The sequence below is a fragment of the Flavobacterium enshiense genome (assembly GCF_022836875.1).
In the GTDB taxonomy this organism is placed as follows: Bacteria; Bacteroidota; Bacteroidia; order Flavobacteriales; family Flavobacteriaceae; genus Flavobacterium; species Flavobacterium enshiense_A.
This window is the reverse complement of record NZ_CP090376.1, coordinates 3,046,362-3,059,162: the sequence shown is the minus strand read 5'-3', so window position 1 is coordinate 3,059,162 and position 12,801 is coordinate 3,046,362. Positions and strand designations below refer to the sequence as shown.

12 protein-coding genes are annotated in these 12,801 nt (G+C 35.5%); 3 read left to right on the top strand and 9 right to left on the bottom strand.

Translation table 11 applies throughout. The annotated features are described in order from the left end of the window. Nucleotides 1-31: 31 nt before the first annotated feature. Nucleotides 32-868: a GIN domain-containing protein gene (locus LZF87_RS13845; protein WP_244339854.1), complete on the bottom strand. Its 837-nt coding sequence runs from the start codon at nt 866-868 to the stop codon at nt 32-34. Nucleotides 869-1,315: 447 nt separating this feature from the next. On the opposite strand from LZF87_RS13845, the gene LZF87_RS13840 reads away from it, so the two are divergent. Further along, the gene (locus LZF87_RS13840; RefSeq protein WP_244339853.1) at nt 1,316-2,128 is read left to right on the top strand and encodes a DUF695 domain-containing protein; all 813 of its coding nucleotides are present in this window, start codon (nt 1,316-1,318) and stop codon (nt 2,126-2,128) included. 96 nt (nt 2,129-2,224) lie between these two features. Here LZF87_RS13840 and LZF87_RS13835 read toward each other — a convergent pair whose 3' ends face one another. The 6 genes from LZF87_RS13835 to LZF87_RS13810 form a co-directional block, all read right to left on the bottom strand. Further along, complete coding sequence (locus LZF87_RS13835) at nt 2,225-4,468, bottom strand: M1 family metallopeptidase (RefSeq protein WP_244339852.1); 2,244 nt, start codon at nt 4,466-4,468, stop codon at nt 2,225-2,227. A gap of 143 nt (nt 4,469-4,611) precedes the next feature. Continuing rightward, nucleotides 4,612-5,352: a head GIN domain-containing protein gene (locus LZF87_RS13830; protein ID WP_244339850.1), complete on the bottom strand. Its 741-nt coding sequence runs from the start codon at nt 5,350-5,352 to the stop codon at nt 4,612-4,614. Nucleotides 5,353-5,470: 118 nt separating this feature from the next. Then, nucleotides 5,471-7,198, bottom strand: coding sequence for a PspC domain-containing protein (locus tag LZF87_RS13825; protein ID WP_244339848.1), 1,728 nt, complete (start codon nt 7,196-7,198; stop codon nt 5,471-5,473). 5 nt (nt 7,199-7,203) lie between these two features. Further along, nucleotides 7,204-7,533: a PadR family transcriptional regulator gene (locus LZF87_RS13820; RefSeq protein ID WP_023574004.1), complete on the bottom strand. Its 330-nt coding sequence runs from the start codon at nt 7,531-7,533 to the stop codon at nt 7,204-7,206. 93 nt (nt 7,534-7,626) lie between these two features. Continuing rightward, nucleotides 7,627-8,079 carry a DUF4870 domain-containing protein gene (locus tag LZF87_RS13815; protein WP_023574003.1) on the bottom strand — a complete coding sequence of 151 codons (453 nt, stop codon included), beginning with the start codon at nt 8,077-8,079 and terminating at the stop codon, nt 7,627-7,629. A 241-nt stretch (nt 8,080-8,320) separates the two neighbouring features. After that, nucleotides 8,321-8,770 carry a hypothetical protein gene (locus tag LZF87_RS13810; protein WP_244339847.1) on the bottom strand — a complete coding sequence of 150 codons (450 nt, stop codon included), beginning with the start codon at nt 8,768-8,770 and terminating at the stop codon, nt 8,321-8,323. A gap of 177 nt (nt 8,771-8,947) precedes the next feature. Between LZF87_RS13810 and LZF87_RS13805 the strand changes: the two genes are divergently transcribed. After that, the gene (locus LZF87_RS13805; protein ID WP_244339846.1) at nt 8,948-9,400 is read left to right on the top strand and encodes a DUF4442 domain-containing protein; all 453 of its coding nucleotides are present in this window, start codon (nt 8,948-8,950) and stop codon (nt 9,398-9,400) included. An 81-nt stretch (nt 9,401-9,481) separates the two neighbouring features. Then, nucleotides 9,482-10,387 (top strand): TIGR01777 family oxidoreductase, encoded by a 906-nt coding sequence (locus LZF87_RS13800; protein WP_244339844.1) that lies wholly within the window; start codon nt 9,482-9,484, stop codon nt 10,385-10,387. A 63-nt stretch (nt 10,388-10,450) separates the two neighbouring features. Here the strand turns inward: LZF87_RS13800 and LZF87_RS13795 are convergent, their stop codons facing one another. Both LZF87_RS13795 and LZF87_RS13790 read right to left on the bottom strand, forming a co-directional pair. After that, a complete protein-coding gene (locus LZF87_RS13795; RefSeq protein WP_244339843.1) occupies nt 10,451-11,698 on the bottom strand; it encodes a LamG-like jellyroll fold domain-containing protein in 1,248 nt (415 codons plus the stop codon). A gap of 404 nt (nt 11,699-12,102) precedes the next feature. Beyond that, on the bottom strand, nt 12,103-12,762 hold the full coding sequence (locus LZF87_RS13790) for a YceI family protein (RefSeq protein WP_244339842.1): 660 nt from the start codon (nt 12,760-12,762) through the stop codon (nt 12,103-12,105). Between the last annotated feature and the right edge of the window lie 39 nt (nt 12,763-12,801).

The window sequence follows — 12,801 nt, the reverse complement described above, 5'->3', positions numbered from 1 at the left end:
AGGTGTTTTTTTATCTCCTTAAAGAATAGAATTATTGAACCAATTTTTTGTATAAGGTTGCATTGTCAGCAAAATTAATCATGTTCACTTTCGGCGTACCATACAATTGGATTTCCGATTTTCCTGTTGCGGAAATGCTGATGTTTTTAATGGCGGTTACGTTGGCAGTTGTGTACGATTCGGCAGTCAATTCCATATCAGACGCTGTTAGTTTTTTTGCTGTAAGAGTGGAGTTGTTATCCAAACGTATTTTTGCCGTAGCAGCTTCTCCTTCCACGTTGGCAGTGGTTTTCTGATAAAGATCTAATTTTAAATTCTGAGTGTTTACCAATGCTTTTATTTCCGCATTTTTGCTCAATTCTAAAGTAGCCGATTCGGATTTTAAGTTTAACTCAGCTTTCGATTTGTCGTTCATCAGCAAAGTAAAATGACTTGATTTTACATTTAAATACGATTTCGAATAATCATAATTTTTTACGGTAATCTCTTTTAACTGTAAATCGGCAAGTGAATTTAATTGTGCTTCTTGTTTAACGGTAATTAATTTCAGATTGTCTGTATACGTTACACGAACGCTGAATTTTTTGGCTCCGGTAACTTCTTTGCTTGAACTCAAACGAAGCGCATTTCCAACCATCTCATATTTTAAAGCATCATGAAGATTGTCATCGGCTTCAATTTCAATGCCTTGTTTTTCACCTTTAATAATGAAAATCTCAAGATTATCTTCAATCTCCAGGCTTTCAAAAGGTTCAACTTCTTTTTGGGTTACAGTTACTATTTTAGAGCCTTTAATTTTTTCCTTTTTCTGAGCGAAACAAACCGATGTAAATGTTATTGCAAGTAGTAGAAAGTATAATTTTTTCATATGGGTTAGAATCTTTAGTTTTCACAAATATAAAATAATATATTTTGGGTTGCCAGTTATTTTAAAGGCTTTTTTGAAAGTTTTAGCGGATAATTTATTGCTGTCAAATTAACTGAAAAATATATTTTTAGTAATATAAATAATTAAAAATTTGATTCTCTAATTCATACGTGAGTGGTTTATAAAAGAGAAAAATAATGTGTTTTATATCTGCATAGGATTGAAAAATCTGAAATCCATGTTGACCACATAAATTATTTATATAAACTTTAATCCCAGATTCCCTAAGATAGCGAAATTAAAGGAACTCTTAACGAATTATTGGTGGAAATAAAAGAGGAAATAAAAGAGTTTCCTTTCGAATGGAATTTCTTTTTTGAATGTTGCAATTTAAGTCTTATCGTTTTCGTTAATAATTGACTAAGTATTAACTAAATACGGATCTGTATGATAAAATTAATTTTTTCAGTCGCCTTGTTTTTTCCAATCGTCATTTTTGCGCAAAGAACTAATTCTGAATCAATTGAAGAAAATTGGAGTTATTATTATACATTTTTGGATGACAAAAAAGCTTTAATAACACTTAATCGTTCTGTTGAAATACTTTGGCCTATTTCGGAAATGAGGGAAGTTGCTATAATAAATACATCATTAATTGAGCCTGATAAAGAGGGACTGCCAAATAAAACGGAAAAAGATTCGTTCTTGAAGTTTGAAGCGACCGTACTTGAATTTTTGAATGCTAAACAATTAAAGTATGTATTTGTTTCCAGTTATTTTTATGAGGGAACTTATTATATGGTAATTTATTCTGATAAAAGTTCCATTGTTAAACAAGCATATGATAACATAAAAATAAATGATTTTAAATACTCTCTGAGTGTAGACGCATATACAGATCCTGATTGGAATTATTTCAATGAGTATTTAAAGCCAAATGTTCCTGAAACGTTGCTGCTGGATGTTCGGGATGAAATAAAAAATTTAGAAAATCCTGAAACTGAAAAAAGAGTTATTCATACAGTTTTTTTTAAATCTGAGCAAAATGCTTTGCAATTGAAAGAAATTGAAAAAAAAGGGCTTACTCTAAAGGGCTTTAAAAAAGTAGGAGATGAGTATCCTAAGTCGGAATATAAGTTCCAATACCAATTTCGTTCGAAACAAATAATTAATAAAGAAAAAATCGAATCAGAGGTTGTTGATTTATATAATTATTTTGATAGTGATGGATTATATGTCAACTTTAAAATTCTGGATTAATCTATAGACCTATCAGATTTATAGTTGTCTTATTCTAAATAAAAAAGCATCAGTAATTACTGATGCTTTTTGTTGTGAATCAAAATAAATTCCTGATTATTTATCACGGGTAAATTCAAAATTTTGCTCTCCGACTTTTAAACTGAAACCGGATTTTGCTTGGTTGAACTGAACTATAAGTCCTGCCTGTTCCAAAATGAATTTGTCTTTACCTTTGTTTTCCAATGCTACAGAGGGCTGTCCTTCTGAATTAATAATCAAATCACCGTTTTCTTGGGTAAATTTAATTTTAACTGGGATCTGCTTGCTGGAGAAATTACCCGTATAAGCAGTTAAATCAGTTGTTTTTTCAATACCGTTTTTGGCTAAAGTCCAGGTGTTGTTTTCTTCATTGATGTCCGGCATATTATTTTCAGGATCAATTGTGATACTTTCCAATTCTTCTTTTGAATCGTGTTTGAATGTCCACTCGACATTTCGTTGCCAAATATCAACAGGTAAATTCACTCTTGTTACGGCGCCGCTTTTCGTCTTGATATCCATAGTTACCGGCATTGGCATTTTTTCAAGATTTGCAATGGTAATTAAAGTACCTTGTTTAGCATCATTTTTAACGTATTTCACTTTTGTGATGGCCTGATCCAACTGCCAGTTGTTGATGAACCAGCTTCTCCAAAACCAACTTAAATCTTCTCCTGCTACATTTTCAATGGTTCGGAAAAAGTCGTCCGGCATTGGGTGTTTGAAAGCCCAACGCTCAACATAAGTTCGGAACGCATAGTCAAATCGTTCTTTACCTAACATTTCACGCAACATGTTTAGTCCTTCACCCGGTTTTTCATAGGCAAGCAATCCTAAACGGGCTTCTTTTAAATTATCCGGGGCACTCATGATGGGTTCGATGGCCGGGTCTGTTAATGTATGTGCTCCATGATGCATGTTCTCTTTTTCTTGTTTGTATTCGCCGTTGTTGAAATCCTGTGAACTGATTCCGTTAATGAATGTGTTGAAGCCTTCATCCATCCAGGCAAATAAACGTTCGTTAGAACCAACAATCATTGGGAACCAGCAATGCCCGAATTCATGATCGGTTACGCCCCACAAGTCTTCGCCTTTGGATTTGTAATGACAAAAGACGATTCCGGGATATTCCATTCCGCCTACATTTGCTGCCACATTCACTGCTGCCGGATAAGGATATTCAAACCATCTTTTGGAATAATTTTCTATTGATGTTTTGGTGTATTCTGTAGCTCTGCCCCAAGCTTGGTTTCCATTGCTTTCAGCAGGATAAGCACCAATAGCTAACGATTTTTTTCCGCTTGGCAAATTGATTCTTGCCGCATCAATAATGAAAGCCGAGGATGAAGCCCATGACACATCACGGGAATTTTTCATTTTAAATTTCCAAGTTAAAGTCGGTTTTCCTGAAGGACGTGAAGAAGGATTGGTGACTTCTTCTTCAGAACGGATGATTACCGTTTTTTCGCTCTGTTTGGCTTGATCCCATCGTTTTAGTTGTTCAGCAGTATATACTTCTTTCGGGTTTTGCAATTCACCTGAAGAAACTACAATATGGTTTGCCGGAGCAGTGATGGCAACATCAAAATCACCATATTCTAGATAGAACTCACCGGCACCTAAGTATGGGTGTGTATCCCAGCCGCGAACATCATCGTAAACACACATTCTCGGATACCATTGAGCCATGGCAAATATTTTTCCATTTTTGGTATCTAAGACGCCCATTCGGTCTGAACCTTCAATAGGGGAGATGAAAGAGAAATCGATTTTTATTTTTACAGTTCCTCCATTAGCATTTAGTTCATGAGGAAGAATAACCTGCATTCGGGTATCTGTAATGCTATATTTAACTTCTTTTTCGATTGTTTTTCCATTTTGGATGCTAACTACCGAAACGGATTTGATTTTATGACCACCATCGAAAACCTGACCTCTAGCTCCGTTTCTGCTTCCTTTAACGGGGATGACAGCATTTCCGCGTGAATCTTTTTTAAATAAATTCTGATCCAGATGCATCCATAAAAAGCCCATTTTATCCGGACTGTTGTTGGTGTAAGTCAAAATTTCCGAACCGGTAATTTCGTTTGTCTGATCGTTAAGTGTTGCTGTTAAACTATAATCGGCTCTGTTTTGCCAGTATTTTGCGCCGAGTTGTCCGCTGGCGGAGCGGGTGTCTGTTCCGTTTTTTGTGTAAAAGTTATTACCGAAAGCCTCATTGTAATTGTACTTTGAAGTTTTGGCATCCTGCGCCTTTGCAACAAAACATCCTAAAAAAAGGAAGCTTATTGATAAAGCTTTTAATGCATTTTTTTTCATATTCAAATTAGTGGTGATTATTATAGACTATGTTTTTAAATCAAGAATTCATAAAAATAAGTAATTTCTGTACGCTTTCAAATTTTTCAGAAAAAAAGAGGCTTTATTATCTGCCTCTTTTTTTATTTTATCATTCTATTCTTTTATTCTTCACTGACACTTCCTCCTGAGGTACTTTGTTTTCGAAGTTGCTGAGGTACTTTTGTATAGTTAATGGAACTGCCGCTGGAAGCTTTTGCATCCAATAAAACTATAGGAGCCACTGTTATCGAACTTCCGCTCGTGGATTGTGCATCAATTTCGTTAGCCATCAGATTTCCTGCTTTGATGGAACTTCCGCTGGATGAATGGGCGTGGGCCTTTAACGCTTTTCCTTTTAGAGTTATTTCACTACCGCTTGTAGATTCGCAGGTAATGGTATCGGATTCGATGATTACTTCCATTTCACTGCCGCTGCTTGTTTTCACTGCGATGCTCTCTCCTTTTAATGTGTTTAACGACTTTAAACTGGAACCGCTAGTGCTTTCAAGACTTACTATAACCGGCATCTGAACAATGATTTTTTTTGAATTTACGTTTTTGTAACGGTTGTATTCCGAATCGATTTTCAAAACACCATTATTAACAGTAGTGATAATACCTTCGTGTAAATTGTCATCGGCTTCTACAATGACAGCGAATTTATCCGATTGTTGAATTTCGCAGTCCAGGCCATCGGATACGGTAACCTTGTTAAAACCGCTGAGGTTTCGAACTTCCTTAGTAACATTTCCGCTACCGGTTATACTGTTTCCTAAGCCAATATTTGAATGGCAGGAACCAAATAGTACGGCAAGCACAGTTGCTATAACTATTTTTGTAATGTGAAAAACTAATTTTGTCATAACTGTTCGTTTTTTGTCCCAATAGCTATCGGGTGATGATTTATTTGCTTTGAATTATATCTCCGGTTCAAAAGAGATAACTAAAAAATGCTTGATTGATGATGGTTTCACTTTTTAGTTATTTTTTCTTCACAACCACTCCGCTTTCATCTACTGATAAGTCACCAGATTTTTTGGTTTCAGTTCGTATTATTTCCTTGCCTCCAACTTTGATACTAACAGTTTTAATGGTGTCTTGATCTTTTTCGGATATATTCAGTACTTCATCTTCTGAATCTGCGTCTTCATCTTCCGGACAGTTCAAACATTTTAATTCTCCGTCTGTTACTTTATAATTGTAGCCTTCAGGTCCGTAGTAGTAATCAAAATCAGCATTGTCTCCGTCTAAATAGTTTGAAACGCTTTCTTCGGGTGCATAAACGATACCGTTCGGCAAGTATAAATATACTTCAACTTTTTGACCTCTGATCTTATTTTTTACATCAGTTAGTAAAAAATTATCTAAAATTAACTGATTTCCAATGATTTTGAAATTGTATTTGATTTTTTCTGCTCTTTTGTTAGCTTCCGGGAATGATTTTCCACTCGCGATTTTTTCAACCTGAATGTAAGGGAAGGCTTTGTCCGTTTTTTTCAGGTGAAGGCTTACATTGTTGGAATAAATCATCTCGTTTCCGACCGAATCCTGTTCGATTTTCAAATCTGTTTTTTTGTCAACATTTTTTGAAAAGAAATCGTTGTTAACAAATCGTACCTTCAGTGTATCGGTATTGGCAATCTGAATGTCTGCTTTCTGAACCATTTTTCCGTCAAATGCCAATTGACCGGCTTCTCTGATTCCGATTGTGATTAAGAATCCAGTAGCGATTAACCATATTGCCAATAAACTGTATTTAGTGATGGTTCCGATTGATCTTAAGTTGTTGATTAATAATTTCAATCCTAAAATAATAAGGAAGATAAGCGGAATACCAACTACCGACAATAATAACAAGCCTTGAATCCAGTACGGTGTTTCGATGCCTATTGGCGTACTGATGTGTTCAAGAACCGCATTGTCCGGCAGTGAAGAGGAGAATATCATAACTACAGAGGCAATGATAATTCCGATTAACGCACATCCGGATACTATTAAGATAAAAGCACCAATTAGTTTTGCAATCACTTTAAAGATTGTCATGAAAACATCTTCTATCGATGTAGCTACTTTAGAGGCTCCGTCTCTGGCTCCGTCGGCAATTTTTTTCTGGTCGATATTGCTGATGGTATCAGAGATTTCGCCAAACCCTTCCTTTACTTTTTTCTCGATATTAGAAATGGTTATTGGCTGTCCGGTCATTTCCAGTTTTTCGGCTGTTGTTTTAGCCTCAGGTACTAAAATCCAGAAGAGTAGGTATGGGATAATTCCAATTCCCCAAGTGAAAAGCAAGATAACCATGATGATGCGCAACCAAAGCGGATCTACTCCGAAATAGTGACCCATACCGGCCAATACACCACCCAGCATTCCTTTTTCCTTGTCGCGGTATAATTTTTTTGATCCGCTAGGAGAGTAAGTTGTGTATGTGGTTGTTGAACTTTCGTCTTCAATTCGGTAATCTTCCGGTTGTCCCATTACGGCTATAACCTGATCGATTTCGGTTAACGATACAACCTGTTTGTCATTTGAAAGCTTTTCGGATAACAATTCAGCAATCCTGCTTTCGATGTCGTTCATGATTTCGTCTCTTCCGTCAGGTGACAGGGAGCGTTTTATAGCATCAAAGTAGCGACTTAATTTTTGATAGGCGTCTTCATCAATATGAAAAGAAAAACCTCCTAAATTTATACTTACTGTTTTGTTCATGACTCTTAGTTTTGGCTGGTTATTGTGTTAACGGCGCCCGCTAATTCAGTCCAGGTTCCGCTTAATTCTTTTAAAAAATCTTTTCCTTCATCGGTTAAACCGTAATATTTTCTGGGAGGCCCCGAAGTGGATTCTTCCCAACGATAGCTCAATAAGCCGTCGTTTTTTAATCGTGTCAGTAGCGGATATACGGTTCCTTCAACTACTAACAGCTTTGCGTTTTTCAGTGTGTCTAAGATTTCGGAGGTGTAGGCATCTTTTTCTTTTAGGACCGATAGGATGCAGAACTCTAAAACCCCTTTTCGCATCTGAGCTTTGGTGTTTTCAATGTTCATAGAATTTCTTTTTTTGTGATTAAACTGTTCATTTTTTGATTGATGATGATTGATGATGATGATTGATGATGATGATTGATGATGATTGATGATTTATCTTAAGAAGGAGATACTCATCGGATAACGATAGTTTTCTCCGTTACTGGCTTTTACTGCGGCATATATAATAAGGAAGAACTCTACTACTTTTAAGGTACAGAACACAACCAGTGCCGTTGCGGCTACTGTAAGTAATCCGGAGTCGTTTCCTGAAAACAGTTGCTCGAATTCAAAATTTCCTGCTTCCAATTGATCGAATGTAATAGTGTTAAATAAGGCAAATAAAAAACTTGGGATTGCTACTACTGCTAATAATAAGGAGTACAATAACATGCTCAGTTGGAAGTTTAAGGTCTGTTTTCCGTTGTAATCCACAAATTCCGATTTGTCTTTTCTGAAAGCCCAGATTATAATCGGGAAGAAGTAATTTCCAAGCGGAATGAAATACTGTGTCAGCGTACTCAAGTGTACCAAGGTTGCTGTGTTTTTTTCGGTTACGGTTGTCATGATAATTGTTCGTTTTTGTCCCGATAGCTATCGGGAGATGATTGATTTTGATTGCTCCGCCAATTCGCCTAGCGGCTCGTGTGATGATTGAAACTTGATTGATTTTTATTTTTTATAATACTATAGATAGTCTATTAATTTCTTATACAAAGATAAGTTTAAAAGAAGATACCTTGCAATGCATAGTACATGAAATTAACGTTTGTTTAACAATTTTTGATTTTGAGTATTTGTAAGGTTATTATTTCTTGGGTTTTTCTAAAGCTATTGGCTGAATGTAATGTACAACGGGGCTTTCAATAATCTGATTGTCTTGTAGTATTATTTCCTCCATTGTTTTTTTATTATCGAGTGGATAAAAATCTGATGAGAGGTTTGCCAGATAATCTTCAGTTGTTTCTTCAGATGGAATAGTATTCTCGATAATTAGATTGTTTTCAGCAATAATTTCCGCCATGTTTTTTTTATAAGTTGGAATTTCAATCGTTTCTGGCTCAATACGTACCAGATTTCCATCCGTATTGCTCTTTCTTTCTGTTACATCGTTACCCTGAACGTTTCCTTCTGAATTTTCGTTTGATTGTGCAATTTGAGTTAAACTGTATTTAAACTGTGATTGCTGACCCAATGCTGAAATAACATTTGTAAAAGTTACTAAAGCGATTCCTAAATAAATGATTGATTTTTTCATGATGATTGATTTTACTTTTAATAATACTTTGGATAGTCTATTAATTTCTTATACAAAGATAAAGCTAAAAACAGATACCTTGCAATACAAAGTACTGTAAATTAACAAAATTTTAACAATGTAAAATTTACTATGAGTGCCTACTATTTTTTGTATATTAGCGTAAAATCAAGTGTTATGGAGTTTACGCCCTTAAAATTGAATACTTTTTTGTTTTTTAAATTGCCTTCCGCTTTTTGGTGCGGTGTTCGTGCAAAACACATTTCTCCTGAAAAGTGTGTGGCTTCTGTTAAGTTCCGTTGGTTCAATCAAAACCCTTTTAATTCCATGTATTTTGCCGTGCAGGCCATGGCTGCAGAACTAACAACAGGAGCCTTGGTAATGTATCAGATTAAAAAAAGCGAAAAGAATATCTCCATGTTGGTGGCTAATAATAAGGGAAACTTCACTAAAAAAGCCAAGGGGCGCATCACATTTACCTGTAATCAAGGCAATTTAATAGCCGAAGCAATTCAAAAGGCAATCGCAACCAGAGAGGGGCAGACCTTTTGGATGAAATCTGTAGGCGTTGACGAAATGGGCGAACAGGTTTCCGAAATGGATTTCGAATGGAGCATCAAACTCAAGTAAATTCTGAATAAAAGTTAAACCTACCTTAATTAACATTTATTTTTATCTTTAGCCTATTAAATTTGTAATAAAAAGCTGAGAATGAAAGTTTTAGTAACTGGAGCTACAGGGTTGATCGGAAAGGAGTTGGTTTCGTTGCTCTTGCAAAACGGCATAGTCATACACTATTTAACTACTTCAGCTAAAAAAATAGAAAGCGAGCCTAATTATCACGGTTTTTTTTGGGATCCGCAAAAAGGGGTAATCGATGAGAATTGTCTTTTAGGTGTGGATGCTATCATACATCTGGCTGGCGCCACCATAGCGAAACGCTGGACGGATTCTTATAAACAGGAGATTATCGAAAGCCGTATCCTAACAACAAATTTACTTTATAACGTACTTAAAAATAATCCCAATCAGGTTAAACAGATTGTGTCTGCTTCTGCAATTGGCATTTATCCGAGCAGTCTCACCGAATTGTATACTGAGGAAAACAATAGCATAAGTCCGACCTTTTTAGGAAGTGTTGTTGAAAAATGGGAAAAGGAATTAGAAAAGTTCCAGCGCTTAAATATTAGAGTTTGTAAACTCAGAATCGGTTTAGTATTGGCTAATGAAGGAGGGGCTTTGCCTCAAATGGTAAAACCTATTAAATCCGGAATGGGAGCTGCCTTTGGTACAGGGAAACAAATGCAGTCCTGGATTCATATCCACGATTTGGTTGCCATGTTCCTGTATTCTATCCGAAATAACTGGAGTGGTGTTTATAATGCAGTGGCTCCGCATCCCGTAAGTAATTCGGAACTCGTTAAAGCTATAGCCGATGCATTGGATAAGGATATTATTATGCCGAATGTGCCTCAGTTTCTGATGAAATTAGTGCTGGGCGAAATGAGCATTCTGCTTTATGAAAGCCAAAATGTAAGCTCGCAAAAAGCTTTGAACGACGGATTTCAGTATAAATTCAAAATCCTTGAAAAAGCACTCGATAATTTATTTGTGTAAATGACTTAATAGATATAAACAAAAAGCACCGTTATCTCGGTGCTTTTTGTTTTTTAAAAGGTATTATTTTTTGATAAGTTTAAGAGTTGCGAATTCGCCGGAACTTGTTTCGATTGTTGCAAAGTAGATTCCTGTACTTTCACTTACATCCAATGTGAATTCAGAAGTATTGCTGAAAGTTTTGTTCACAACGGTTTGTCCTGTTATTGTTTTTACGGAAACAGTTATTTTTTCTTCCGTTGAAGGTAACTGGAATGAGAATAAACCTGATGAAGGGTTAGGGTAAAGACTAATTTGTTCTCCGAAGTCGAATGAATCCGTTGCTAAGGTAATTTGTGTACATGTTGATACAGTTTTACATCCGTTTTTTGTGATTTCAACAGCAAAATTTCCTGATGCCGGCGGAGTGAATGATTGAGAAGTTTCACCTGGAATAACTGAATTTCCATTGTTGCAGTCCAACCATTTGTAAGTTGTGCCGGTTGCAGTGTTTTCAGCTGATGTTAATGTACCATTGTTAGCTGTAACGGAAGTATTGACTGAATTCAGAGTAAGTGATGCTCCAACAGTAAAGTTTGAAGAGCTTCCTGTAAGCGCAAAATTGCTTAGAGTTCCGTTGTTTGTGTTTACAGAATAATCTTCTGTTGTTGTGATTGATGTATTTGCTCCGTTGACCGTACCGTTATTGAACTTATAGTATGCGGTTAAATTCGGTTGAGGGGAACAGAATTCGGTATCTTTATAGTTCGCAATTTCGGTTGCAGTTCTGGCAACACTCCAAACGCGTACTTCATCGATACTTCCATTGAAAAAAGTTACACCATCCACTCGATTTCCAATTCTTAGTTTTACGGTAGACCCAGTGTTTACAGATATTGCAGGATTTCCGGCAGTATCGAGATTTCCGTCTACATAAAGACTGATTTTAGATGCTGCGGATGGATCATAAACAACTGCTACATGATGCCATGTCCCATTGTTAACCGGAATGGTTCCGTTAACTGAGCCACCATTTATTTCAAGACGGATAGCGTTATTGTTTAAAATGTTAAATGTAAAGCGGGATCCGCTGGAATTGGTTCCCCAATCGGTAATAATTTGCTGTACACCACCGGCACTAGGATTTGCGTTGGCAGTAGTTTTAATCCAAGCTTCTACTGTTCGCGCACTACTGCCGCTGATACCAGAATAGTTTGTTTGGATAAAATCATTAACTCCATCTAAGTTTATACTGTTTTGGGCTCTTAGATTTTCATTTGAAAAGAATGTTAATGTGGCAATAAATAATGCAGGAAGTAATTTTTTCTTCATATTCGTTAGTTACTATTGTTAATACTTATTAAATGTTTTGATTTTGTGTTGATTATTTATCGAATATCTACATAAATATATTGCTTATTTGCTTTTCTGAATTGTGCAGTTTTTCTTAAAAATAACAAAAAAAGCTTTTTTGGAAACTTTTTTAAGAAAGCGGGTTTTTTATAAGCAATATTCACAAAATAGATTATTTATGTTACTGTGTTTGTAGTTTTTTACTTATGTTTAAAGAAAATATGAGACTTGTAAATTTTGGGATGTATATCTTTGAAAAATGTAATAATGCTGATAGTTGAAATCAGCTGTAAATAAAGTTGATGATTTTTCTTGATTAGATAAAAAAATAAAAAGCACTCTTTCGAGTGCTTTTTAAGATTGTAACGTATGTGAATTAATAATTATTTTTTTGCTTTTACATTTACCTGTAAAATCATTTCGTCGTGAACGAGATTGTCTTTCAGTGTACCGGCAATAGTTTTTGATCCGTAAGTAATATTCCAGTAAGTTCGGTTTAATACTAAAGAGTCGCTTACAAAATTTATTTCGTTGTCGCTAACATTTATAGTAGCTGGGAAATTAACTGATTTAGTAACATTTTTTATGGATAGATTACCAAAAACAACAGTTTTGCCATTTTCTTCTTCAATTCGTCTAATCTGGAATAAGCCGGTTGGATATTTTTCAACGTTAAAAAAGTGGTCTTGTTCTTTCTTATCACCGGTTCCTTTCAAATGTGCCTCCAAATCTTCTTTACCATCATCTGGTTTTAAATCGGTAACCGTAATGGTGTTCATGTTAATCGTAAATTTTCCGCCAACAACTTTGTTGTCTTTTACAATAAATTCACCTTCCTGAAGGTTAACCGTTCCCATATGTTTTCCTGTTGGTTTCGATCCTGACCAGTATATGATGGATTCAGCCGGATTTGCTTTATATATGGTGCCTTCTGCGGAAGCTACCGCTTCAGCATTGTCTTTGTTGGTTTCCGTTTCATTTTTTTTGCAGGAGACAAAAACCATACTGGATACTATCAAAAGGCTTAAAACAATTTTTTTCATAATAATGAATTTTACGCGTTATACAAATCTATTTATTCG

Bases quoted from the DNA above. Each gene is read 5' to 3' on its own strand.
- LZF87_RS13845 (WP_244339854.1), bottom strand. From the start codon at position 868: ATGAAAAAATTATACTTTCTACTACTTGCAATAACATTTACATCGGTT.
- LZF87_RS13840 (WP_244339853.1), top strand. From the start codon at position 1,316: ATGATAAAATTAATTTTTTCAGTCGCCTTGTTTTTTCCAATCGTCATT.
- LZF87_RS13835 (WP_244339852.1), bottom strand. From the start codon at position 4,468: ATGAAAAAAAATGCATTAAAAGCTTTATCAATAAGCTTCCTTTTTTTA.
- LZF87_RS13830 (WP_244339850.1), bottom strand. From the start codon at position 5,352: ATGACAAAATTAGTTTTTCACATTACAAAAATAGTTATAGCAACTGTG.
- LZF87_RS13825 (WP_244339848.1), bottom strand. From the start codon at position 7,198: ATGAACAAAACAGTAAGTATAAATTTAGGAGGTTTTTCTTTTCATATT.
- LZF87_RS13820 (WP_023574004.1), bottom strand. From the start codon at position 7,533: ATGAACATTGAAAACACCAAAGCTCAGATGCGAAAAGGGGTTTTAGAG.
- LZF87_RS13815 (WP_023574003.1), bottom strand. From the start codon at position 8,079: ATGACAACCGTAACCGAAAAAAACACAGCAACCTTGGTACACTTGAGT.
- LZF87_RS13810 (WP_244339847.1), bottom strand. From the start codon at position 8,770: ATGAAAAAATCAATCATTTATTTAGGAATCGCTTTAGTAACTTTTACA.
- LZF87_RS13805 (WP_244339846.1), top strand. From the start codon at position 8,948: ATGGAGTTTACGCCCTTAAAATTGAATACTTTTTTGTTTTTTAAATTG.
- LZF87_RS13800 (WP_244339844.1), top strand. From the start codon at position 9,482: ATGAAAGTTTTAGTAACTGGAGCTACAGGGTTGATCGGAAAGGAGTTG.
- LZF87_RS13795 (WP_244339843.1), bottom strand. From the start codon at position 11,698: ATGAAGAAAAAATTACTTCCTGCATTATTTATTGCCACATTAACATTC.
- LZF87_RS13790 (WP_244339842.1), bottom strand. From the start codon at position 12,762: ATGAAAAAAATTGTTTTAAGCCTTTTGATAGTATCCAGTATGGTTTTT.